Raw genomic sequence first — 23,403 nt, 5'->3', positions numbered from 1 at the left:
GGATATCAAATTGCGGTCATTTCTGACGCGATTCTTGAATCTGCTGAAAAAGGCGAATGGATTAGCCTTTCAAAATAATTAATCGTGAATAAAATATACGGGGGCTGCTGTTGCAGCCCCTGTTAAAAAGAAGGTGAATGAGATTGGAACAGCCGATGCTTGCAATGAAAAATATCTCAAAGGCATTTAATGGTATCACAGTTCTTGACTCAGTCGATTTTTCTGTGAGAAAAGGCGAAGTTCATGCGTTAATGGGCGGAAATGGAGCCGGTAAATCGACACTGATGAAAATTTTAACGGGTGTATATACAGCTGATCAGGGTGAAATTTTGATCGACGGAAAACCTGTTGTTATTAAAAATACAGACGATGCTAGAAAAAACTACATTTCAATGATCTTTCAGGAGTTCAGTTTAATTCCTACGCTTACGGTAGCACAAAATATTTTTCTGACAAGGGAAGACAAAACGTCTTTCGGGTTATTAAACGATAAAGAATGTGTGGCAAAAACCCGCAATTTGCTAAAGGAACTTGAAGTTGATATTGATCCCAATGAACTTGTCGGCAATTTGGGTGTCGGATATTGGCAAATGACAGAAATCGCGAAAGCTTTATCACAAGAGACAAAAATTCTCGTAATGGATGAACCAACTGCTTCCTTAACAAAAAAAGAAACAGAAATATTATTCTCTTTTATTAATCAATTAAAAGCCAAAGGGTATGCGATCATTTATATTTCGCATCGAATGGATGAAATTTTGGAAATTTGTGACAGGATTACGATTTTACGTGACGGCAAACACGTTGCGACTGAAGATTGCAAACAAATCGATCTTGATATGGTGATTCAGTACATTGTCGGATCGGGTATGGATAAAGCATTTGAATGGGTAGAAAGAGAGTACGATAAAACCGCTTCACCTGTGCTGGAAGTGAAAAATTTAAACCTGGGCTCAAAAGTACAGGACGTTAATTTTAACCTCTATCCGGGAGAAATAGTCGGCATCGCAGGATTGATGGGCAGCGGAAGAACTGAGACGGTAAGCGCTGTATTTGGTACTGGACCAAAAGATAGCGGTGACATTATTGTAAATGGTCAAAAACAAAACATTAAAAATGCGTCTGATGCAGTTAAAGCGGGTCTAGCGCTTATTCCGGAAGACCGGCGGGTGCAGGGACTTGTTCTTGAACATAGCGTAAAAGACAATATCATGCTTCCGATTTTGTCGAAAATGCAGAAGGGCCTGCTTATTGACGATAAAAAAGCAAATAAGGTAGCCAATGATTTCGTTAAAAAACTGAACATTAAAACAGATGATATTTATAAAATGACGAATTTGTTGTCTGGTGGAAACCAGCAAAAAATCGTTCTGGCTAAATGGCTTGCGAATGATCCTGCTGTCCTCATGCTGGATGAGCCGACAATTGGTGTCGATATCGGGGCGAAGACGGAAATAGTGGATGTCATTCGCGAACTTGCAGACAGTGGAAAAGCAATTTTGGTTATTTCTTCAGAGCTGCCTGAACTTCTAGCTTTAAGCGATCGTGTACTGGTCATGCATGAAGGAAGAATTATTAAGGAGCTCCAAAGAAGGGAGATCAACACAGAGGAGGAACTACAACATGCAATCCAAGGATTCTAATACAACCGTAAACGACACAGTTGCTGTAGGAAGCCATTCAGTCAAAGGGTTCAAAGGCTTAGACTGGCGTGATTATATTGTCTATCTTGCTTTTATTGGCGTCATTATTTATTTCTCTGTCACACTTCACGATCAGGGATTCGTGTCAACAGATAACTTATTGAACATTATTCGCCAAACAGCGATGATTTCTTTAATGGGGCTTGCGATGACATTTGTTATTAGTACGGGGGAAATTGATCTTTCAGTCGGTTCGATTGCCGCGTTGTCGTCACTCACAGCTGCGCTGACATTACAGGCAGGGTATGGCATGATGGGCGGCGTTGCAGTTGGTTTGGGAACAGGACTTCTTGTTGGTTTGGTGAACGGATTGCTTGTTACGAAATTAGCCATTCCTTCATTTCTTGTTACGCTCGGCACCATGGGGACAGTCGCAGGGCTTGCCATGTGGATTACAGATACAGCACCTGTTCCGATTGTTGATTCGACATTTAATTTTGTGTTCGGTTCAGGCGATATCGGCCCGGTTCCAATTCTTTTAGTTTGGACAGTCGCAGCAACCATTATTGCTCACATTTTACTCCGGAAAACATCTTTCGGAAGACAGACACTTGCAACAGGCGGAAATGAAAGTGCGGCAAGATTTTCAGGCGTGAAAACGCAGCGTATTAAGCTTCTCGTATTCCTAGGTTCAGGTTTCATGGCAGGATTTGCAGGACTTCTTTATGCAGGGCGTATGCACGCGGGCCGTTTTACATTTGGTGAAGGAGACGAGCTTTCTGTTATCGCGGCTGTTATTCTTGGCGGGACAAGCCTGTTTGGTGGCGTAGGAACGGTTATCGGAACTGTTATTGGTTCATTAATGATCGGAACAATCAACAATGGCTTGATCATCATGGGTCTTGATGTCAGCCAACAAATGATCATTAAAGGATTAATTATTATTCTAGCGGTTGCGTTCGGTAAGAAAGCGATCAAACGATAACACTGTCGAACGGGGGAGCACAAATGGAAAAAGTGAAAGTAGGCGTGATCGGGACAGGCTTTATTGGGCCTACTCACATCGAAGCGATTAGGCGGCTGGGATTTGTAGATGTAGTCGCTCTTGCAGGAAATGGTCAAGAATCGGCAGATAGAAAGGCATCTGAACTTGGAATCCCGAAAGCATACGGGGATTACCGTGATTTGCTAAAGGATAATGAAATCCAGGTGGTGCATAATTGCACGCCGAATCAACTTCATTTTTCAATTAATAAAGAAATTATTTTAGCTGGCAAACATGTATTATCGGAAAAACCGCTTGCAATGTCCAGTAAAGAAACAGCAGAATTATTGGCTCTTGCAAAAGAACATAATGTGGTGCACGGCGTAAACTTTAATTATCGTCAATTCCCGATTGTGAAACAGCTTGCTTCGATGATAAAAAAGGATGAGCTTGGAAAAGTCAATTTAGTCCACGGAAGCTATTTGCAGGACTGGTTACTGTATGAAACAGACTTCAACTGGCGTTTAGCACCGGAAGTAGGCGGAAAATCACGGGCAGTTGCAGATATTGGTTCACACTGGTGCGATACGGTTCAATATGTAACGGGCAAAAAAATTACTGCAGTGTTTGCGGACCTGGCGACGGTAATACCGGTAAGAAAGAAAGCGTCATCATCGGTTGAAACGTTTGGAGGACAGCAATCAGTAGAAGAAATATATGAGGATGTGCCAATTAACACAGAAGACTATGCATCCGTTCTTGTACGTTTTGAAGATGGATCTAGAGGAGTCTTTACCGTTTCACAGGTTAGCGCCGGGAGAAAAAATCGTCTTTCCTTTGAAGTGAACGGAAGCCAGAAATCCGCCTTTTGGAATCAAGAAGAGCCGGAAAAATTGTGGATTGGTCATCGTGACAGAGCAAATGAAGTCCTTATAGCGGACCCTTCATTATTCGCGTCAGAAGTCAAATCATCTATCCATCATCCAGGTGGTCATAATGAAGGATGGCCCGATGCACTGAAAAATATGATGATTAACTTTTACAGTTTTATTCGAGAAGGAAAAGATCCATCAAAAGAAGAAACAAACTTTGCAACATTTGAAGATGGACATATCTCAATGAGTATTACCGACGCTATTTTAGAAAGCCATGAGCAGCAAAAATGGGTAAAAGTTCCGTCAGTACAGGAGGTCTCTTAATGAAATTAGGTGTTTTTACGGTTTTGTATCAAAACCTTCCTTTTGAAGAAATGCTGGACAAACTGAGTGAAATGGGAGTAGAAGCTGTTGAACTTGGGACAGGAAATTATCCTGGCAGCAGCCACTGTGATCCAGATGAACTGTTAAACAGCCCTGAAAAAATTAAATCATTTCAACGCGCTATTGAAAGCAGAGGAATGACAGTCAGCGGGTTAAGCTGTCACGGCAACCCGCTTCATCCCAATAAACAATTTGCATCAAAATCTCATGAAGTTTGGCGAAAAACAGTTCAATTAGCCGAACGACTTGAAATTCCGGTCGTCAACGGATTCTCTGGTTGTCCGGGAGATCATTCGGCAGCAAAGTTTCCAAACTGGGTGACATGCTCTTGGCCGCCGGAATATGTGGAAGTCCTGGACTGGCAATGGAATGAAGTGGTCATTCCATATTGGAAAGAAGAAGTGAAATTTGCAGCGTCACATGGGATTAACCAAATTGCGCTTGAAATGCATCCAGGATTTGTTGTGTACAATCCGGATACATTGTTAAAACTGCGGGAGCATGCGGGGGAAGCGATTGGGGCGAATTTCGATCCGAGTCACCTTCTATGGCAGGGAATTAATCCTGTAGAAGCAATTAAACGATTAGGAAAAGAGAACGCGATTTACCATTTCCATGCGAAAGATACGTATTTGGATCAGGCGAACATTGATGTGAACGGTGTACTGGACACGAAACATTACAGTGATATCTTAAATCGCGCATGGACGTTCCGATCAGTTGGATATGGACAGAGTGAAAAGGTATGGAAAGACATCATGAGTACGCTTCGCGCGGTTGGATACGATTACGTCGTGTCCATCGAACATGAGGATATGCTTGCTTCGGTTGATGAAGGATTAGGGAAAGCCATTTCGTTACTAAAAGAAGTCATGTTTAAAGAACAAGTGGGCGAGATGTGGTGGGCGTAATCTCTATTAAACTAGTGGAGGGATTTTGATGACAATGCAGGCAGTAATATTTCCTGGAGATAAAAAAGTAGAAATACAGGAATTTGACATTCCAACACCTGGTCAAGGAGAAGTACTAATTCAATTAAAAGCTTCAGCAATTTGCCGCAGCGATATGAGCTTGTATTATGGAACGTCTGTCTTTGGAGATGGTAATAAAAAGGCTTCCATTATTCCAGGGCACGAACCAGCCGGCGTCATTACAGAAGTAGGTCCGGGTGTGTCCTCGTACAAAGCCGGTGATCGCGTTGCCGTTTATTTAGCACTCGGGTGCGGGGAATGTGCACACTGCAAAAGCGGCTACAAAATGTTTTGCAAAGAGTTTAAATGTATCGGATTCGACTCTCATGGAGGCGATGCGGATTACATGGTGGCACCCGCTGAAAACTGCATGAGACTTCCAGATGATATGAGCTTTATCACAGCAGCTGTATCGACGGACGCGGTTGGCACATTGTACCATGCCCAAAAAAGATTAAATATTTCTGGCAGAGACACATTGGTGATGTTCGGTTTAGGACCGATGGGGAATGCTGGGGTCATGATTGCAAAAGGACTTGGTGCAACGGTTATTGCCGTTGATATGTTAGATGAACGTTTAGAAATGGCTAAAGAGCTCGGTGCGGATTACACAATTAATGGAAAAGACACAAATGTATTAGAAGAAATTGCCCGAATCACAAACGGTCAAGGAGCTGACGCAGCGATTGATTGTTCCGGCAGTCCATACGCCGAAAATGATGCGCTAAGCTGTGTAAGACCTCATGGTCGAGTCGCGTTTATTGGGGAAAGCAAAGAAACAACCATCAAGCCAAGCGAGCAGTTGATTCGCAAGCAAATCACAGTAATGGGCTCATGGTATTTCCCGATTCACGAGTATGAAGAAATTGCGGATTTCATTGTAAAAAAAGACTTGCCAGTTGAAAAGCTGGTGACACACAAGTTTCCGCTGACAGAAGCAGAAACGGCATTCCGCTTATTCGATGAAAGAAAGACAGAAAAAGCCGTATTTGTTTGGGAATAATTCAAAAGGGGCGATAAATGATGAAAGGTATTTCTTTTAATACTTGGCCATACAGTGGTTTTCCAGTTTGGGTTCCTTCTTATCCATTAGATGATGTCATTAACCGGCTATCGTCATTTGGCTACGACGCGATAGAGATTGGCTGTGCCAGTCCACATGCTTGGCCTGACTATTTATCCAAAGAACGAAGACAAGAAATATTAACGCTATTAAAGCAAAAGAATCTAAAAGTGGCAGCGATGCTTCCTGCTCCGGGAGGTGGGCCTGGGATGAATCCTAGTTCTCCACTTGCTGAAGAAAGAGCATTTACAATTAACCACTATAAAGAAGTGGTTCGCCTTGCCCATGAATGGGAATGCCCGACAGTCATGTGGATTGCAGGCTGGGTTGTTCACGGCACACCGCAGCAGGATGCATGGAATTATAGTTTGGAAGGTCTCGGAGATGTAGCAGCGTATGCAAAAGAGCTAGGTGTTACAATGGTTGTGGAACCAACTCCAGCTGACAGCAATTTAATTGAAACAGCAGATGATGCTTTACTTTTAAGTGAACAAACGGGCGCATCGAACGTGAAAGTGATGTTCGATACATACCATGCATTGTATCGTAATGAAGTAGCCAGCGATTATGTATACAGAATGGCGGATAAACTTCACCATGTTCACATCGCCGATAGTGACCGCCTTCCTCCTGGACAGGGAAGATGTGATTTCCCAGCTGTTTTAAAAGCATTAAAAGAGATTAATTATGATGGGTATTTATCAATGGAGGTTGGTTTCCATACGAGACAGGCGGAGCCAGACTGGTATGCTCGAACATCTATTGAATATTTAAAATCAGAATTAGCGAAGTTAGATTAATCGTAACAGTTCCCTAGAAGAAGGTTGCCGCTAGTGAATGCGGTGACTTCTTTTAGGAAATGGTAATCGATTGCATTATTAGATAAACCAGGAAGAGGTTACAAAAGGATCTTTGTCGTTTTAATAGGAGGAATTATTCGTGATTATTATTCATGCATTCCTGAAGGTGGAGCCAATACACCGTAATGAATTTCTTGAACAGGCGAAAAAAGTAACGATGCCTTCCCAAGAGGAAGAGGGGAATATCAGCTATCAGTTTTTTGAAGATCCGGAACAGCCAAATGAATTTGTTTTTATAGAGAAATGGAAAGACCAGGCGGCAATTACGTATCATGAGCAAACATCACATTTTAAAACGTTTGTTAGTAACGTTCCGGGTTTATTACGCGAGCCTTTACATGTGGAATTATTTGAGGCAGCTGCTAGACAGTAAAGAGAATGCTAATGATGGAAACAAAGCTTATTAGATAAAAAAAGAAAGCGGTTTCAATTAAGAGATAACTGGAGGGGTTACAATGAAAAAGTCATTATTTTTGTTTTTGACGGTATTGTTAGGTGCTTTTGTTGCACTTGCCGGATGCGGGAACCAAGGTTCTTCTTCTCAAGGCGATGGAGGGAAAGAGCAAAAAGCAGCGGAGCTTCCTGACACAGGCGACTTGACAATCAACAAAGACATTCCAGATGATAGTAAGATTTTAAGTAAAGGACCGAATGGCGAGCCTGCAATTTCAGCGAAAACACTCCGCTTGACGGAAGAAGAAATTGCAAAAGTAAAAGAAGGCAAATACAAAGCGGCGATTGTTATGCATTATGCAGGAAACGACTGGTCAAAAGCACAAATCGATGGGTTAAAAGCGGCATTTAAACGGATGGGTATCGAAGTTATTGCAGTAACCGATGGTCAATTTAAAGCGGAAAAGCAAGTATCAGATATTGAAACGGTATTAGCGAAATCTCCTGATATTATTGTGAGTATTCCAGTAGATCCTGTTTCAACAGCGGAAGCATACAAAAAAGCAGCAGCTGCTGGTGTAAAACTCGTATTTATGGACAATGCTCCACAAGGTTTAACAGCTGGAAAAGATTATGTCAGCGTTGTATCAGCTGACAACTATGGTAATGGTGTTGAAGCTGCGGAGATCATGGCTGCACAGCTTAAAGAAAAAGGGAAGATCGGCGTTGTGTATCATGATGCGGATTTCTTTGTAACACGTCAGCGCACGGAAGCATTTGAAAAAACAATAAAAGAAAAATATCCAAACATTGAAATTGTCGCACGAAGCGGTATTACAGATCCGAATACAGGTGAAAAGATCGCATCAGCAATGCTGACAAAGAACCCTGAATTAGATGGTATTTTCGCAGTTTGGGATGTTCCGGCTGAAGGTGTTCTTGCTGCTGCGCGTACAGCTGGAAGAGACGACCTTATTATTACGACAATTGACCTTGGAACGAACGTTGCACTGGAGATTGCTTCAAGCGGAATTGTAAAAGGTCTTGGCGCACAGCTGCCGTATGACCAAGGTGTGGCAGAAGCGATTTTGGCAGCCAAATCGTTACTTGGAGGAGAAACACCGCCTTACGTAGCAGTTCCATCACTCAATGTAACAGAAGAAAATATTTTGGAATCTTGGAAGATGGTTTATCATACTGATGCGCCCGATGTCATTCAACAGGCAGCTCAGTAAAATGAACGATTAGCCCCTAGAGGAAATCTCTGGGGCTTTTTATCATTCCTATTAAATCAGGCAGTAAAAGAAGTGTAAGGAATACAACAACTAGCAAGAGGAGAAATGGGTTGGGAATTTCAATGAGCCTTTTTTAGATGTTATACTGAAATAAAAGCATGTCGTTAACTCTCAAAGAAAGGATTGATATACAATGGATGAAGCGGCACTTCAAATTATTGTCTTTCTCATTGTGTTTTTTGCGATGATTAAATTGTACCCAATCATTCAAAAGCTTTGGAAAAAATGAGCAGCACGGTTTTTAGAAAAAGGTTGAAATTTTCTGAAAACCGTGCTAATCTTTTTTTGTACAATATTCGAAACGCTGTTGCGTAATACAAAACAAAGGGGATGTTTTAATGGGGAATTATGTGAAAGCGGGTTCATTACAGGTGGAAAAACAATTGTATGACTTTGTAAACAGTGAGGTACTACCCGGAGCTGGGGTTGGCCTTAATGATTTCTGGAATGGGTTCAGCGACATGGTGGCGGATTTGTCGCCAAAAAATAAAGCCCTTCTTGAACAACGTGACGAATTACAGGGGCTAATTAACAACTGGCATAAAAATAATGAATTTGAATTTAACAGCTACAAAACATTTTTGGAGGAGATCGGTTATTTAGAACCTGTTGTCGATGACTTCAAGATTTCAACAGAAAATGTCGATGATGAAATCGCATTGCAAGGCGGTCCACAACTCGTTGTCCCGGTTAATAATGCACGATATGCGATCAATGCAGCAAATGCAAGATGGGGAAGCTTGTACGACGCATTATACGGCACTGATGCTATATCAGAAGAAGGCGGTGCAGGAAAAGCAGGCGGATATAATCCAGTACGCGGCGAGAAAGTTATTTCATTTGCGCGTGAGTTTTTAGATAAAGCAGCTCCGCTTGCAAATGGTTCACATAAAGATGCGACGGGCTATAGTATAGAAGGCGGAAAGCTAATTGTGAAGCTTAAGGATGGTGCGACAACGCTTAATAATCTTGACCAGTTAAAAGGAGTTTCGGAAACAGGCATTTTGCTTGAAAACAACGGTCTTCATTTTGAAATTCAAATTGATCCAAACCATCCGATCGGAGAAACAGATCCTGCTGGTGTGAAAGATATTCTACTAGAAGCAGCCATTACAACGATTATGGACTGCGAGGATTCTGTTACAGCAGTAGACGCGGAAGACAAAGTACTTGTATATAAAAACTGGCTGGGGCTTATGCAGGGAAGTTTATCTGCATCATTTCAAAAAGACGGCAAGCAGTTACATCGAACACTTAACACGGATCGCGAGTACACGGCACCGGACGGCAGCACGTTTACGCTTAATGGACGTTCAATGATGTTTGTTCGCAATGTGGGCCATTTAATGACAAATAATGCTGTTCTTGATGCAAATGGCGAGGAAATATTTGAAGGGATCTTGGATTGTGTAATGACAAGCGCCATTGCTAAACAGTCTATTAATGGCCGGGCGGATCTCCGCAATTCGAAAAAAGATTCGATCTATATAGTAAAACCGAAAATGCACGGATCAAAAGAAGTCGCTTTTGCGAACGAATTGTTTGACAGAGTCGAAGATTTGCTTGGACTTTCACGCAATACGCTGAAGATCGGAGTGATGGATGAAGAAAGACGGACATCACTGAATTTGAAAAATTGCATTCATGCTGTAAAAGAACGTATTGTCTTTATTAATACAGGTTTCCTTGATCGAACTGGCGATGAAATGCACACGTCGATGGAAGCAGGCCCAATGATCCGGAAAGGCGATATGAAATCATCGGTGTGGCTTGCAAGTTATGAAAAATCGAATGTGGCAAATGGTCTTGCTGCCGGATTCCAGCACCGCGCGCAAATTGGGAAAGGAATGTGGGCGATGCCTGATTTAATGGCGGATATGATTCAGCAAAAAATTGGCCATTTAAAAGCGGGCGCGAATACAGCCTGGGTTCCATCGCCAACTGCGGCTGTTCTCCACGCGCTTCATTATCATGATGTGAATGTGTTTACTGTTCAAAATGAATTGAAGTATGGTTCGACGGATTATCGAGATGATATTTTACAAATCCCGGTTGCACGTGATACGAACTGGAGCAGCGATGAAATTCAACAGGAGCTTGATAATAACGTGCAGGGAATTCTCGGCTATGTTGTACGCTGGGTAGAGCAAGGCGTTGGCTGTTCAAAGGTTCCGGATATTAATAACATCGGTTTAATGGAAGACCGGGCAACGCTCCGTATATCAAGTCAGCATGTTGCGAACTGGCTCTACCATAGCATTTGTACAGAAGAGCAAGTAATGGAGACGATGAAGCGAATGGCGAAAGTCGTGGATGAACAAAATGCAGGTGATCCAGAATATCGTCCAATGTCACCGAATTATGATGATTCAGTTGCCTTCAGTGCCGCCTGTGAACTGGTTTTTAAAGGATATGAACAGCCAAATGGCTACACAGAGCCAATTCTGCATAAGAAACGGCTGGAAGCGAAGGAAAAATACAGTATTAAACTGTAAGCGAAAAGCTGGCCGCGCCCAGCTTTTCTTTATGAGATGAGACTTGTAAGAAAGAAATGAAACTTTCATCATCAGCCAGATCATTAAAATACAGCGCCCTGTGTGTGAAGATACCGCTTAAAAGGAGGAACCCTTATGGAACGTGAAAATGTGGTGAAATCAGTGGCCAGGGCTCTGGACATCATAGCACTCGTCAGTTCATCAAGAAACGGGCTCGGTGTGACTGAAATCGCAGCTCAAATGGATATTAATAAAAGCTCCGTATTCCGGACACTGGCCACACTTGCGCAATATGGATACATTGAACAAGATGAAGAAACAGGGCGCTACCGGATCGGCTATGCGTTTCTTGATGTCAGCTCAAAACTGCTTGATTCACTCGATGTCCGTGCAGAAGCAAAGCCCGTGTTAAAGCAGCTGGAAGATGAAACGAATGAAGTAGTTCATCTTGTCGTTTATGACCGTGGAGAGGTTGTATATATTGAAAAACTAGATGGTCATGAAGCATTGCGTATGCACTCAAAGGTCGGTAAACGTGCGCCTGTCCACTGTACTTCGGTGGGAAAAGCGATTCTTGCCCATTTGCCGGCAGCAGAAGTGATCGACATTCTAGATCGAAAGGGATTGCCCGTTCATACAGAGCACACTATTACTTCTAAAGAAACGTTTTTAGATGAGCTGACGTCCGTTAAGAAAAACGGATATGCACTAGACCTTGAAGAAAATGAAAAGGGCATTCGCTGCATTGCAGCACCTATTTTCGATCATAATGGCAATGTCGCAGCAGCTGTCTCCATTTCGGGACCGACACTGCGCATGACAGATGAAAGACTCATTCCGCTGCAAAGACGGATCAGTGAAGCGGGTACTCAAATATCCAAACGACTTGGATTCTTTCAATAATTACATTCTGTAAAGTGGACATTACGATAAAAGATCAGGAAGTATTTTTTAAAAAAATTGACTTTTTTTAGTTTTGATGATATAATTTTAAATTCATGAAGAACGTAACTTAGAACGTTTCATATAAGAAATTTGGCATTCTGCTAGTGTTGGTAAGACTTATTCACACTGGAGCGGCTTCGGAGCCGCAAGGACTTAAGAGAAGGCAGGGCTTAGGTCGTTTAGGTACATCATAAACGACGATGTGGAATAGAACCGCGGCGGTTTATTTTAGATGAATGGAGTTTTCATCCTAAAAACGTTGTGAGTTACAAAATAATGAACAAAACCGGTCTGATTCATCAGTCCGGTTTTTTTATGTTCTTTTTTGCATATGTTGTAAAAAGGAGGGCTGCCAATGTATAACAGAAACGCGGCAGTTGCATACGCGCACCAGTGGTGGAATAGCTACAATCCAGCTTTTCATCGTTTTAAGGTGGACTGTACGAATTATGTGTCACAATGTTTGCTTGCTGGTGGTGCGCCAATGCGGGGCTATCCCAACAGGGGAAAGGGATGGTGGATCAGGGGCGGTACATGGAGTTACAGTTGGAGTGTATCACATTCATTGAGATGGTATTTGGAAGGGTCCACCCAAGGATTAAAAGGGAGGAAAGTATCCTCACCTGAACTTTTAAAGCCGGGGGATGTTATTTTTTATGATTTCACCGGAAATGGCCGTATTGATCATTCCACGATTGTGACAGGAAAAAGAGGAAATGCCCCGCTTGTTAATGCGCATACAATGAATAGCCGAAACAGATTGTGGAGTTATGAAAATTCAACCGCATATACGCCAAAAATCCGCTATTACTTTTTCCATATTGAGGATGACATGACAATGTAAGGGCGCCTATTAAGGGTGCTCTTTTTGTAATGATTATGACACTGTATTACAGTTTTATTACCTGCAAAAATAGTAAAAAATTTAAGGATCTTCAATCCAGCATAATATCAATGTTTAGAAGGTTGGGGATTATAGGAAACTACCATTTTGAAATCGTAGTGAAATTTGCCATGCGAAAATCCATTGAGAACAATAAACATTCGTGTAACAATGGGTATGCAAGTCGGGAAGTCATTCGAACGCACCAAGAAAAACATCAAATTCTAGGAGGAATTTTCAACATGAAAAAGAACATTCGCGTGGCAGCTATCGCCGGTGTTGTAACATTTGGACTCTTTACAGCAGGACAAGCTGATGCAGCAACTCCTACATGCAATGTTAAAGTATCAAAACAAACACAGCATGTACAATATATTAACGCAGATTTAGCAAAGAAATATAAAATTAAATTTAAACATCCTTCTGCACAGGCAAAAGCGCCAGCAAAAGCACCTGCTGCAAAAGTTGCAGCTCCAGCACCTCAAGCAGCTCCAGCGCCAGCAGCACAGCCTGCACCGCAGCAAACAGAAGCAAAACCGCAACCAGCTCAGCAACAACAAACGGCTGGCAGTGTCAGTGCATTTGAACAACAAGTATTTGAACTAGTTAACCAAGAACGTGCAAAACAAGGAGTTAAGCCTCTTCAGCTAGATACAAAGTTAAGTGATGTTGCTCGTGCAAAATCAAAAGATATGAAAGATAAAGGCTATTTCTCTCATCAATCACCAACATACGGATCTCCGTTTGATATGATGAAACAATTCGGCATTACGTACAAAACAGCAGGTGAAAATATTGCTAAAGGGCAACAAACACCGGAAGAAGTAATGAAAGCCTGGATGAACAGCGACGGTCACCGTAAAAATATTTTAAGTGCAGACTTCACACACATTGGTGTAGGGTACGTTGATGGTCACTGGACACAAATGTTTATTGGGAAATAAGAGAATGATTGAAGAGTGCCCCTTCCTTAATAGGAAGGGGTTTTTGATTATAGAATAAATTTTGAAAGATTCGATGACCAAATCTTGTACAACCAATCTATTCACTTTTTAAAAGTCTATTTATTTTGAGTTTTATAAAAGCACAAAGCAATTTTCTTTCGATATACACCAGTGTGTATTATGATAATGGTGAATGTTTAAAGGAGTGGATGAAATGGAGTCTATTAAACAATTTCTTTTTTCACGATCATTTACGGTAGATACACTGCAAAATGTACCGGTAGAAAAATGGGACGAGCAGCCATCGGGATGCCCCAATTCGATTCGCTGGAATGCCGGGCATATATATTTTTCAACAGAAGCATTGTTAAACATGGCAGACGAAAGCTATAAAGTAGAACGTCCGGAATGGGGAGTATTGTTTGCGACAGGAACTCGTCCATCTGAATGGACGGGTGACGTAACAGAAGCAGCAGCTATATTGCAGGCTCTTAAGCAGCAGGGTGCGCGTATTGAAGCGCATTTTGCAGGGAAATTAACTGCAGCTGCGTCAATACCGCTTAATATTCGCGGGCACGAAATGGAAAATGCAGAAGCGATTCTTCAGTTTGTCACATGGCATGAAGGCAGTCATGCCGGTATGATTAAAACAATATCAAACGTTTTGAAATAAGTGAAAAAACGCCCTCGGCGTTTTATTGCCAAAGGGCGCTTTTGTATGCAGAATCTTACATAAACCAAGGTCTCCGTTTTATACGGAGACCTATTTATTATCCTGCAGATTGTTCTCTAATCGGTTCTGTGGCTGGCTTAACACGTTTCATAAAAAACGAGAGAATCAGCGCGGCGAAGGCAATAAAGACGGAAACCGTAAATGAGAAATTAATGCCGCTCAGCATTGCTTCATTCATTATTTGCGCTTGCACTTCAGCCATTGCAGAAGGATCAGCATTTTGAACACTTGCTGCCGCTTCAGCTAATCGCTCTGCTTCAGATTCCGTACGGTTTTGCATAAGTGTCACTAATAACGCAGAACCAACCGCACCAGACACTTGCTGTAGTGTATTGTTCATTGCTGTACCATGCGGGTTCATGCTTTGCGGAAGCTGGTTCAACCCGTTTGTCATCACCGGCATCATGACCATCGACATTCCAAACATTCGTAATGTGTATACAAACATAAGATATCCATATTCCGTATCCATTGTTAAATTGCTGAACATAAAGGTTGTAGCGATCATAATGGATAACCCGATAATCGCTAAAATGCGGGCGCCGAATTTATCAAATAATTTACCTGTGATCGGCGACATAATCCCCATCGCAAGTGCCCCAGGAAGCATCAACAAGCCGGAATGAAGCGGTGAAATACCACGGATTGTCTGCACGTATATTGGCATAAGCAGCATCGCCGAGAACATCGCCATTGCAAGAACAACCGAAATGGCAGAAGAGAGCGCGAACATCGGGTACTTATAAATACGGAATTCGAGAAGCGGTTCATCGAGACGCATTTGACGATAAATGAAGAGTACAAGGCCAAATACACCGATAATAATTGCTCCATATACATGAACAGAATCCCATCCTTTTTCTCCGGCCGAGCTGAACCCATATAAAATTCCCCCAAACCCGACACTTGATAACACAAGTGAAAATACATCAAGTGTAATATCTCGCTGTGGCGTGATGTTTTTTAGCTTGAAAATCGCAAATAAAAGAGTCATCACAGCAATTGGTATGACAACACCAAACAAAGTGCGCCATGTGTAATGCTCGATCAGCCAGCCAGATAATGTCGGCCCGATTGCGGGTGCTGTAATCATGACAAGTCCAAAAATCCCCATCGCGGCGCCGCGTCGTTCGATTGGAAAGCTTGCCAGCATGACATTCATTAAAAGCGGCATCATAATGGCAGAGCCGGATGCCTGAATCATGCGGGCCGCTAGCAGAACACCAAACGAAGGGGCAAGAGTTGCGAGCACAGAGCCAGCTGTAAACAGTACCATCGCTGTAATAAATAGTTTTCTATTCGTGAATTTTTGAATAAAGAACGCGCTCGCAGGAATTAAAACGCCATTCACAAGCATATAGCCGGTTGAAAGCCACTGAACAGCGGATGCTGAGACATCGAAGTCCTTCATAATCGACGGAAGTGCTACATTCAACAGTGTTTCATTTAAAAAAGAAACGAATGCACCGACAAATAATATAGCAATCATGCCATACGGCGGTTTATCCATCATTCCCTGGGTATTCAAGTTAAAATCCCTCCATACAAGGTGTATAATTTTTATACTGTTGTTCCAACAGATAATTATAATATACCGATCGTTTAAAAAAATCAATCAAGAAATAATTGCTATTACTTAAAGTTGAAATATAAAAGGTATTCAGATAATCTATTTTTAGACTGCTAGTCCAAATTGAAGGAAGTGCAACGAATTGAACGAACGAAAGCTGAAAGTAATGGAAGCAGCTCACTCTCTATTTGTTAAAAAAGGGTATGCGGCGACATCAGTGCAGGATATTTTGGAAAAAAGCAGTATTTCCAAAGGGACGTTTTATAATTATTTCCCGTCGAAAAGTGAGCTGCTTATGAGTATATTTGACAAAATTAATCATGAAACGAATAAGAGGCGGACGGAAGTGCTTGCTGGGAGGCCTGTTCACGATAAAGAAGTATTTATTGAACAAATTAAAGTAAAAATGGAAGTGAACAAAGAAAATAATCTGTTCGTTCTTTTTCAAGGTGTGTTTGTATCGGATGATGCAGAGTTGAAAAAATTTGTGAAACAGCATCATTTTAATGAATTGTGCTGGACGCAAAGAAGACTCATCGAAGTGTTTAATGATGATGTGCGCCCTTATTCTGCTGATCTTGCTATTACGTTGTATGGCGTTGTTCAAAATACGGTTCATTTTTTGGTGGCGGCGGAAGAACGTGTTGAACTTGATGCGATTATTCGTTACGCATTGCGCCGCGTGGAAACATCAGTGAATGATGTTATTCAAACAAAAGACATGCTGCTTGACTCGCGGATTTTAGAACGGCTGCAGCCGGAATTCGCTTTAAACAGAGAAAAGAAAAAAAGTGCGCTTATGCAAAAAATCGGTGTGATGCAGGAATCTGCTGGCGATGAACAGCGTGAGCTCCTCTCTTTTTTACAGGATGAGCTGCGTTCGGCAGCTCCACGCTGCCGTGTGATTGAAGCAGTGCTTGAGGGTGTAGCGGAAAACAAAGATTTAAAGGCATTAATTAACGGCTTTCTACATGAATAAAGGGCGGACCTCTAGAGGACCGTCCTTTCTTTTTGGACAAAATATACGAATGCCATAATAATAGTAGTGAAAGGGGAGACAAAATATGGCTGAAATTAAGAAATTATGGAGCGTCCAGTTTAATGAAAGAGCATTTCCGCATGTGCAGCAGGCATTCGTATTGAATCCGGACATGATGCATGAAATGGATCCTTTTATCCTGCTTGCGGAAGACTGGTTTAAACGAGGTACTTTTTCTGACCATCCGCATAAAGGTTTTCAGACGATCACATATGTAATAGATGGACGCCTTGAACATATTGATAATAAAGGAGGGCGCGGTATTTTAGGTGCTGGTGATGTACAGTATATGAATGCTGGATCTGGCGCGCGTCATGCGGAGGAACCGGTCGGGGATGATATCGTTCACTCGCTCCAGCTTTGGCTTAACTTGCCGGCATCAAAAAAAAATACCGATCCTTTTTATCAGGATCTTTATGCAGAAGATATCCCGGTTAAAAATATGGGCCCGGTGAGTGTGCGCGTTTTCGCAGGTGAAGAAGGTCCAATGAAGCCGCTCGTGCCGTTTGAAATGGCCGAAATATCCATATCTGCGGGCGCACAGTATGACCACAAGTTAAACCCTAACCACACCGTGTTTCTTTATATGCTCGCCGGCAATTGTGCATTTGGTGAAAGTGGAGCAGTTCTGGAAAAAGGACAGGCAGCCGTGTTGACAAAAGGGCAAACCATTCAGATGAAATCAGAGCACCGTTCAAAAATACTGATTTATTCCGGTGAACCGCACGGGGATCCGATTGTGGCTCACGGTCCATTTGTCATGAATACGCAGGAGGAGATTCGAGAGGCACTCATAGATTATCAGAGAGGCAATTTCGGTCCGGAGGCGAAATAAAATGGGCAGTCATCGTATTTTAATTGTAGAAGATGAAGAAAGGATTGCCCGCGTTCTTGAGCTGGAGCTGGAACACGAAGGCTATGTAACAAATAAAGTGTTTGACGGACTCGATGCACTTTCTGCTTTTCGAAGAGAGGAGTATGACCTTATTCTGCTCGATATTATGCTCCCGGGAATGGACGGCATGGCTGTACTGCGGCGGATCCGTCAAGGGAGCCATGTACCTGTCATTATGCTGACGGCGAAAGATGACGTGATCGATAAAGTGAACGGGCTCGATCTCGGGGCGAACGATTATGTAACAAAACCATTTGATATGGATGAACTTCTTGCGAGAATCAGGGTGGCCCTGCGGCAATCGACTCAGGTGCCTTCGCTCGCTGCTGCTGATTTATCCATTAACGAAGAGTCGCGTGAAGTGCTGCGTGCCGGTGAGTCGATCGATTTAACCCCGCGTGAATATGATTTGCTTCTATATTTAATGAAAAATAAGCGCCATGTTTTATCAAGGGAACAGCTGCTGGACGGTGTGTGGGGCTATGATTATTACGGGGATACAAATGTAGTTGACGTGTATATTCGCTATTTACGGAATAAAATTGACAAACCGTTTGATGTGCCGCTTATTCATACGGTGCGAGGCGTCGGCTACGTATTAAAAGAATCATGAAATTGAAAAATAAAATCCATCTTGGTACAAGTGTGCTCCTCATTGTGATTGTCATGATTATGAACACGGCTGTTTATTTTGCTGCATCTTCTATGTTAAAAGAGGCTGATCTCGATCGGGCGGCAATGGATGCAGAAAGAATCACATCAAGTTTATCAAATCCGTCCGAAACACTCGCAAGCAGTGATTTACTTAGGGCGTATGCACCTGATTCAGGAATGGTCAGAGTCATTTTACCTAACGGGACAGCTGACGGCGTAACGGTTTCATCGAATGCAGCTCTGCTTCGGGAACGTGAAGCAGTTTTTAAAATGGCAGAACGCCAGGAGATTGTCAAAGTTGGTGATAGCCGTTATGCGCGGATTACTGCCCCGCTAATTTGGCGCGGCGGCGATGTGGCCATGCTTGAATTAATCGAAAGCTTACAAACGACAGACCGAATTCTTGATATTTTGCGTATAGTGCTTATTGCGGCATCCATTCTAGCGGTCATTCCAGCGGTGTTATCAGCCCGCTTTCTTAGTGCGGTTATTTCAAATCCGGTGGCAAACATGACGGAAACGATGCGGCGCATTCGAGAGAGCGGCCGTTATGAGCGGATAGACATCGAAAAAAACAAGAATGATGAGCTGAATGACATGGCGGCAACGTTTAACGATATGATCGAGCTCCTTGAAAAAAACTATGAGAAACAGGAGCAGTTCGTTCAAAACGCATCGCATGAATTAAAAACACCGCTTACTGTCATAGAGTCGTACGCAAATTTGTTGCAGAGGCGAGGGAAAGACCGTCCTGACTTGTTCGAGGAATCTATTGAAGCCATATACAATGAAGCGGTGCATATGAAAGAATTAACCCAGCAGCTGCTTGTCCTCGCACGTCGTGATGAGTCATGGAACCTGCAAATAGAAACGGTACAGATTTCTGCATTTGTACAGGAAACCGCGGATTCATTTGAACAAGCTTACGGCAGACGTGTTCAGGTTAACATGAAAGAGTCATGTACAGTTGAAACGGACAGGTCCAAACTGCGACAGTTGATATATATTTTTCTTGATAATGCGCGAAAATATTCTGATGAGGATATTCAAATAGAGGTTAAACAAAACACCATCTGTATTAGGGACAAAGGGATTGGCATTCCATCAGAGGATATCAATAAAATTTTTGATCGATTTTATCGTGTCGACAAAGCGCGGACGCGTAAAACAGGCGGGTTCGGGCTTGGTTTGCCAATTGCGAAAGAACTAGCAGAAGCCATTGGAGCAGACGTACGGATTGAAAGTGAAGAAGGTAGAGGCACAACAGCCATTATCATACTAAGCGAATTCTCATTTTATCCCGGTATACTAAAAGGAAAACGGGGTGAAAAAGAATGAAAAAACAGCTTTGGATTACCATTGTCGTTTTATTAGTGGCCGCGATACTTTTTTTCCTGTACCGTTCATTTCAGGAACCAGGCGTTTCGATGGCAAAAGCAGGCGAGCGGCTCGCGAAACAGTACAACGGTACAGTAACAAAATCAGCAGAAAAAAACGGACATTTTATGTATACAATGAAAGCAGCGAGTGGCGAATATGTAATGACCGTTGACAGGGACACAGGTGACCTTCTGGATATGAAGCGTGTGAAAGAGTACAAAGCACCAGCTGAAAAACCGGCTGAGCCCGGCAAAGAAAAAACGGGTCTTCTGACTGCTGAGCAGGCGGGGAAAACGGCCCTGGCTGTCGTGCCGGGAACAATTGATGAAATTGAGAGTGGGGAGGACAAGGGTTCTTTTATTGTTGACATTGAAGCTGAAAACGGAGAGGAAGCAACCGTACAGGTCAATGCCATTTCAGGTGAAGTCATGTCTATTTCATGGGATGATTAAGTTTTCTCATCAAACTCTCATTTTTCTATCCTTTTTTTCTCATCTTTCGTAGATAAGATAGAAGAAAGAGGAGGAGGAATCATAATGAAAAAACGAACGATTGCCGGTGTAGTATTAGCATTAGGTCTTGTTAGTGGAGGGGCTGTTTGGGGAGTCCAGACAAATAAAATTCAGGCGGAAGTACCAGGACTGGCTGCAAAGCTGACAATGGACGAGGCGAAAGCGATCGCGGAAAAAGAAACCGGATCGGTTGTTGAAGGCATTGACCTTGACCGCACTATTACAGGTCCTGTATATGAAGTGGATCTAGACGGATACGATGTGGACATTGACGGCAGCACAGGCGACATTTTGAAAAATGAACGTGAAGACGATGATGATGACAGTCCGGATACGACTAGTGTGCCGGTTACTCAGGAAGAAGCTATTTCAGAAGCTTTGAAAAAAGTAAAAGGTGAAGTAACGGAAATTGAGCTTGATGATGGGCACTATGAAATTGAAATTCGTCATGGAAAGACAGAATCAGATGTGCTTGTAAACGGGACAACTGGTGAAGTAATCGTTGAAACGACAGACCTGGATGACTAATCCGGGTTTGTTTTTTTGTTCTCTTTCAAATTGATTACTGAATTTCACTTGTCAAACTATTAAGTTTCCTGATAACCTTGAACATAATAATGAAATTTAATATCGAATATTAAGAGTGCCCGGAGTGATTTCGTCCGGGATAATAGGGAAATCGGTGTGAATCCGATGCAGCCCCCGCTACTGTAAGCGGCGATGAAATTGTCCATTTCCACTGGTGTTAAACCGGGAAGGGGACAAAAGTAAGTTGACCCGCGAGCCAGGAGACCTGCTTTTAGTAACTGAACATCATTCTTCGGTGGGAAGAACGGGATGGACACGCTTATACATTTTGCGACCTCTGCCCCCTGCTTCCATTGAAGAAGCGGGGGCTTTTTGCATTTAAAAAGGAGTGGACGATATTGGCGACATGGAATTTGGCCGAAATGAACCGGCACGTGTTGATTTGCAATGGATCAACCTGTATGAGAAAAGGCGGCGAAGAAGTGACACAGGCAGTCCGCGATGAAATAACAAAGCTCGACCTTGATACAAAAGTACATACAACGCGTACGCGGTGCAACGGGCGCTGCAAGGATGGCTGTGTTGTCGTCGTCTATCCTGAAGCGGATTGGTATTTTGAAATGGATGAAGAGCGTGCGAGAGAAATGGTGGCCAGTCACTTGCAGCATGGTGAACCGGTAAAAGAATGGATTGCGTATGAGCGTTCAGGTAATGGAATGAAGCTGCTAAATGACCGTTTTAAAGGAACAGAAAAAGGTGAAAAAAAATGACTGGTACATTATACGTTGTCGGATTCGGTCCTGGGCATGAAGATCATATTACGGATCGGGCAAAAAAAGCGTTAAAAGACAGTGATTATGTTATTGGCTATAAAACATACATGGAACTTGTTGCGCCATTGATCGAAGGAAAAGAAGTGATCAGCACGGGGATGAGTGAAGAAGTGAGCCGTGCTCAAGCTGCAGTCAAACAAGCAGAACGGGGAAAAACGGTGTCCGTTATATCCAGCGGTGATGCTGGCGTGTATGGGATGGCTGGACTCGTATATGAAGTGCTCGCGGAACAAGGATGGAAAAAGGATACGGGTGTTAAAGTTGAGATTATTCCTGGTATTTCAGCGATTAATTCGTGTGCATCACTTCTAGGAGCACCGATTATGCATGACGCATGCACGATCAGCTTGAGTGACCATCTTACACCGTGGGAACTAATTGAACGAAGAATCGATGCAGCAGGGGCTGCGGATTTCGTCATCGCGTTGTACAACCCGAAAAGCGGCCGCCGTACGAAGCAAATAGAAGAAGCACAGCGTATTTTGCTGAAATATCGGTCACCTGATACACCCGTTGGACTCGTTAAAAGTGCATATCGGGACCGTGAAGAAGTCACGATGACAACATTGTCAGAGATGCTTGAACATGATATCGGCATGCTGACAACCGTCATTATCGGGAATTCAACAACTTTCTTTTATGATGGACTTATGATCACACCGCGCGGTTATACGCGTAAATATACACTCACAGAAGAAAAGCAGCCGCTTCGGCCACATGAACGGCTTCGTCCGGAAAATGAACCATGGGCTCTTCACGGTGGTCAGCCAGAATTAAATGAAGTCGAGAAGCCATCATCACTAAAAGAACTTGGATTGCAAGCACTTGGAGCCATTGAAAAGAGAAAAAGTGCACCGCCGGCAATAAAGTCCGTCTTTGAAGCTGCAGTTAGTCCCGGCGTTGTGAACAAGAATTTTACACCGCAGCAAATGATAGCCATTGCCGAGGCGGCAGGTGAAAAAGGAACGATTGAATATACGCCGCATCATTATGTCATGTTGAAAACAGAAGTAAGCAATCCCGAACCGATTATTGAGAAACTCCGTGCAGCCGGACTAGACCTGGCTCCTGTTGGAGATGTCGTAACGATTAAAGCATGCGATTTTTGCGACGGGGAAAAGGGTGATGCGATTCCTTACGCTGAACAGCTGCGTGATGATCTTGGAGGTATAAGTGTGCCAAAAGAACTCCGCATCGGCGTTAACGGCTGCGGCATGGCTTGTTATGGGGCAGTGAATGAAGATATTGGAATTGTATACCGAAAAGGAGCTTTTGATTTATTCCTTGGCGCAAAAGTTGTCAGCCGTACTGCACACCCGGGCGTATACGTGGCTGAAGGGATTGCTCCCGATCAGGTTGTGCCAATGCTGACGAGAATTGTCGAAGAATATAAAGAGTCGGGTCATCCAAATGAGCGGTTTTTTAAATATTTCAAACGCGTAGGAATGGTCGAAGGATTTGCATACAGAGAAACGCCGGTGCCGGAAGTAGAACCGATGCCGTGCGGCGAATAAGGGGAGGAA

Annotated in this window: 22 protein-coding genes and 1 riboswitch; of the genes, 21 read left to right on the top strand and 1 reads right to left on the bottom strand. The window is 42.9% G+C overall.

The window, feature by feature from the left end; all coding sequences use genetic code 11:
- The first annotated feature begins 143 nt into the window (after positions 1–143).
- The 13 genes from BTO28_RS10745 to BTO28_RS10685 all read left to right on the top strand — a co-directional run bounded on the left by BTO28_RS10745 (position 144) and on the right by BTO28_RS10685 (position 14,409).
- A complete protein-coding gene (locus BTO28_RS10745; protein ID WP_198936760.1) occupies positions 144–1,643 on the top strand; it encodes a sugar ABC transporter ATP-binding protein in 1,500 nt (499 codons plus the stop codon).
- Positions 1,624–2,628 carry an ABC transporter permease gene (locus BTO28_RS10740; protein ID WP_076766089.1) on the top strand — a complete coding sequence of 335 codons (1,005 nt, stop codon included), beginning with the start codon at positions 1,624–1,626 and terminating at the stop codon, positions 2,626–2,628. Before BTO28_RS10745 ends, BTO28_RS10740 begins: the two co-directional genes overlap by 20 nt.
- A gap of 23 nt (positions 2,629–2,651) precedes the next feature.
- A complete protein-coding gene (locus BTO28_RS10735) occupies positions 2,652–3,827 on the top strand; it encodes a Gfo/Idh/MocA family protein (protein WP_076766087.1) in 1,176 nt (391 codons plus the stop codon).
- Positions 3,827–4,798 carry a sugar phosphate isomerase/epimerase family protein gene (locus tag BTO28_RS10730; RefSeq protein WP_076766085.1) on the top strand — a complete coding sequence of 324 codons (972 nt, stop codon included), beginning with the start codon at positions 3,827–3,829 and terminating at the stop codon, positions 4,796–4,798. The genes BTO28_RS10735 and BTO28_RS10730 overlap by 1 nt, the downstream gene beginning before the upstream one ends.
- Before the next feature lie 28 nt (positions 4,799–4,826).
- Positions 4,827–5,861, top strand: a complete 1,035-nt coding sequence (locus BTO28_RS10725) for a zinc-dependent alcohol dehydrogenase family protein (RefSeq protein ID WP_083711492.1) — start codon at positions 4,827–4,829, stop codon at positions 5,859–5,861.
- A gap of 17 nt (positions 5,862–5,878) precedes the next feature.
- The gene (locus tag BTO28_RS10720; protein ID WP_233129868.1) at positions 5,879–6,721 is read left to right on the top strand and encodes a sugar phosphate isomerase/epimerase family protein; all 843 of its coding nucleotides are present in this window, start codon (positions 5,879–5,881) and stop codon (positions 6,719–6,721) included.
- A 139-nt stretch (positions 6,722–6,860) separates the two neighbouring features.
- Entirely contained in the window at positions 6,861–7,154 is a 294-nt protein-coding gene (locus BTO28_RS10715; RefSeq protein WP_076766083.1) for a putative quinol monooxygenase, read from the top strand.
- Positions 7,155–7,236: 82 nt separating this feature from the next.
- The gene (locus BTO28_RS10710; protein ID WP_076766082.1) at positions 7,237–8,409 is read left to right on the top strand and encodes a substrate-binding domain-containing protein; all 1,173 of its coding nucleotides are present in this window, start codon (positions 7,237–7,239) and stop codon (positions 8,407–8,409) included.
- A 398-nt stretch (positions 8,410–8,807) separates the two neighbouring features.
- Entirely contained in the window at positions 8,808–10,964 is a 2,157-nt protein-coding gene (locus BTO28_RS10705) for a malate synthase G (RefSeq protein WP_076766080.1), read from the top strand.
- 135 nt (positions 10,965–11,099) lie between these two features.
- Positions 11,100–11,867, top strand: coding sequence for an IclR family transcriptional regulator (locus BTO28_RS10700; protein WP_076766078.1), 768 nt, complete (start codon positions 11,100–11,102; stop codon positions 11,865–11,867).
- 397 nt (positions 11,868–12,264) lie between these two features.
- Positions 12,265–12,753 (top strand): amidase domain-containing protein, encoded by a 489-nt coding sequence (locus BTO28_RS10695; RefSeq protein ID WP_076766076.1) that lies wholly within the window; start codon positions 12,265–12,267, stop codon positions 12,751–12,753.
- 281 nt (positions 12,754–13,034) lie between these two features.
- Positions 13,035–13,736: a CAP domain-containing protein gene (locus BTO28_RS10690; protein WP_076766075.1), complete on the top strand. Its 702-nt coding sequence runs from the start codon at positions 13,035–13,037 to the stop codon at positions 13,734–13,736.
- A 214-nt stretch (positions 13,737–13,950) separates the two neighbouring features.
- Positions 13,951–14,409, top strand: coding sequence for a DinB family protein (locus tag BTO28_RS10685; protein WP_076766074.1), 459 nt, complete (start codon positions 13,951–13,953; stop codon positions 14,407–14,409).
- 97 nt (positions 14,410–14,506) lie between these two features.
- On the opposite strand, the gene BTO28_RS10680 is transcribed toward BTO28_RS10685, so the two are convergent.
- Complete coding sequence (locus tag BTO28_RS10680; protein ID WP_076766093.1) at positions 14,507–15,982, bottom strand: DHA2 family efflux MFS transporter permease subunit; 1,476 nt, start codon at positions 15,980–15,982, stop codon at positions 14,507–14,509.
- A 199-nt stretch (positions 15,983–16,181) separates the two neighbouring features.
- Here BTO28_RS10680 and BTO28_RS10675 point away from each other — a divergent pair, with 199 nt between their 5' ends.
- From BTO28_RS10675 to cobJ, 8 genes are all read left to right on the top strand, one after another.
- Positions 16,182–17,018, top strand: a complete 837-nt coding sequence (locus tag BTO28_RS10675) for a TetR/AcrR family transcriptional regulator (RefSeq protein WP_076766073.1) — start codon at positions 16,182–16,184, stop codon at positions 17,016–17,018.
- An 85-nt stretch (positions 17,019–17,103) separates the two neighbouring features.
- On the top strand, positions 17,104–17,913 hold the full coding sequence (locus tag BTO28_RS10670) for a pirin family protein (RefSeq protein ID WP_076766072.1): 810 nt from the start codon (positions 17,104–17,106) through the stop codon (positions 17,911–17,913).
- A 1-nt stretch (position 17,914) separates the two neighbouring features.
- On the top strand, positions 17,915–18,586 hold the full coding sequence (locus BTO28_RS10665) for a response regulator transcription factor (protein WP_076766071.1): 672 nt from the start codon (positions 17,915–17,917) through the stop codon (positions 18,584–18,586).
- Positions 18,587–18,588: 2 nt separating this feature from the next.
- Positions 18,589–19,965, top strand: coding sequence for a sensor histidine kinase (locus tag BTO28_RS10660; RefSeq protein ID WP_158068814.1), 1,377 nt, complete (start codon positions 18,589–18,591; stop codon positions 19,963–19,965).
- Positions 19,962–20,459: a PepSY domain-containing protein gene (locus BTO28_RS10655; protein ID WP_076766069.1), complete on the top strand. Its 498-nt coding sequence runs from the start codon at positions 19,962–19,964 to the stop codon at positions 20,457–20,459. Before BTO28_RS10660 ends, BTO28_RS10655 begins: the two co-directional genes overlap by 4 nt.
- Before the next feature lie 84 nt (positions 20,460–20,543).
- Positions 20,544–21,047, top strand: coding sequence for a PepSY domain-containing protein (locus tag BTO28_RS10650; RefSeq protein WP_076766068.1), 504 nt, complete (start codon positions 20,544–20,546; stop codon positions 21,045–21,047).
- Positions 21,048–21,143: 96 nt separating this feature from the next.
- A riboswitch (cobalamin riboswitch) is annotated at positions 21,144–21,334 on the top strand.
- A gap of 111 nt (positions 21,335–21,445) precedes the next feature.
- Positions 21,446–21,817: a (2Fe-2S) ferredoxin domain-containing protein gene (locus BTO28_RS10645; RefSeq protein ID WP_076766066.1), complete on the top strand. Its 372-nt coding sequence runs from the start codon at positions 21,446–21,448 to the stop codon at positions 21,815–21,817.
- The gene (gene cobJ, locus BTO28_RS10640; RefSeq protein WP_076766064.1) at positions 21,814–23,394 is read left to right on the top strand and encodes a precorrin-3B C(17)-methyltransferase; all 1,581 of its coding nucleotides are present in this window, start codon (positions 21,814–21,816) and stop codon (positions 23,392–23,394) included. The genes BTO28_RS10645 and cobJ overlap by 4 nt, the downstream gene beginning before the upstream one ends.
- Positions 23,395–23,403: the final 9 nt, after the last annotated feature.

Source organism: Domibacillus epiphyticus (genome assembly GCF_001975785.1).
Classification (GTDB): Bacteria; Bacillota; Bacilli; order Bacillales; family Domibacillaceae; genus Domibacillus; species Domibacillus epiphyticus.
Note: the sequence above shows the minus strand (reverse complement) of the source record. Positions and strands in the feature narration are given on the sequence as shown.

Excerpts from the sequence above, each read along its gene's own strand:
- BTO28_RS10740 (WP_076766089.1), top strand. The coding sequence starts at position 1,624 with ATGCAATCCAAGGATTCTAATACAACCGTAAACGACACAGTTGCTGTA.
- BTO28_RS10735 (WP_076766087.1), top strand. The coding sequence starts at position 2,652 with ATGGAAAAAGTGAAAGTAGGCGTGATCGGGACAGGCTTTATTGGGCCT.
- BTO28_RS10730 (WP_076766085.1), top strand. The coding sequence starts at position 3,827 with ATGAAATTAGGTGTTTTTACGGTTTTGTATCAAAACCTTCCTTTTGAA.
- BTO28_RS10725 (WP_083711492.1), top strand. The coding sequence starts at position 4,827 with ATGACAATGCAGGCAGTAATATTTCCTGGAGATAAAAAAGTAGAAATA.
- BTO28_RS10720 (WP_233129868.1), top strand. The coding sequence starts at position 5,879 with ATGATGAAAGGTATTTCTTTTAATACTTGGCCATACAGTGGTTTTCCA.
- BTO28_RS10710 (WP_076766082.1), top strand. The coding sequence starts at position 7,237 with ATGAAAAAGTCATTATTTTTGTTTTTGACGGTATTGTTAGGTGCTTTT.
- BTO28_RS10705 (WP_076766080.1), top strand. The coding sequence starts at position 8,808 with ATGGGGAATTATGTGAAAGCGGGTTCATTACAGGTGGAAAAACAATTG.
- BTO28_RS10700 (WP_076766078.1), top strand. The coding sequence starts at position 11,100 with ATGGAACGTGAAAATGTGGTGAAATCAGTGGCCAGGGCTCTGGACATC.
- BTO28_RS10695 (WP_076766076.1), top strand. The coding sequence starts at position 12,265 with ATGTATAACAGAAACGCGGCAGTTGCATACGCGCACCAGTGGTGGAAT.
- BTO28_RS10690 (WP_076766075.1), top strand. The coding sequence starts at position 13,035 with ATGAAAAAGAACATTCGCGTGGCAGCTATCGCCGGTGTTGTAACATTT.
- BTO28_RS10685 (WP_076766074.1), top strand. The coding sequence starts at position 13,951 with ATGGAGTCTATTAAACAATTTCTTTTTTCACGATCATTTACGGTAGAT.
- BTO28_RS10680 (WP_076766093.1), bottom strand. The coding sequence starts at position 15,982 with ATGATGGATAAACCGCCGTATGGCATGATTGCTATATTATTTGTCGGT.
- BTO28_RS10670 (WP_076766072.1), top strand. The coding sequence starts at position 17,104 with ATGGCTGAAATTAAGAAATTATGGAGCGTCCAGTTTAATGAAAGAGCA.
- BTO28_RS10665 (WP_076766071.1), top strand. The coding sequence starts at position 17,915 with ATGGGCAGTCATCGTATTTTAATTGTAGAAGATGAAGAAAGGATTGCC.
- BTO28_RS10655 (WP_076766069.1), top strand. The coding sequence starts at position 19,962 with ATGAAAAAACAGCTTTGGATTACCATTGTCGTTTTATTAGTGGCCGCG.
- BTO28_RS10650 (WP_076766068.1), top strand. The coding sequence starts at position 20,544 with ATGAAAAAACGAACGATTGCCGGTGTAGTATTAGCATTAGGTCTTGTT.
- cobJ (WP_076766064.1), top strand. The coding sequence starts at position 21,814 with ATGACTGGTACATTATACGTTGTCGGATTCGGTCCTGGGCATGAAGAT.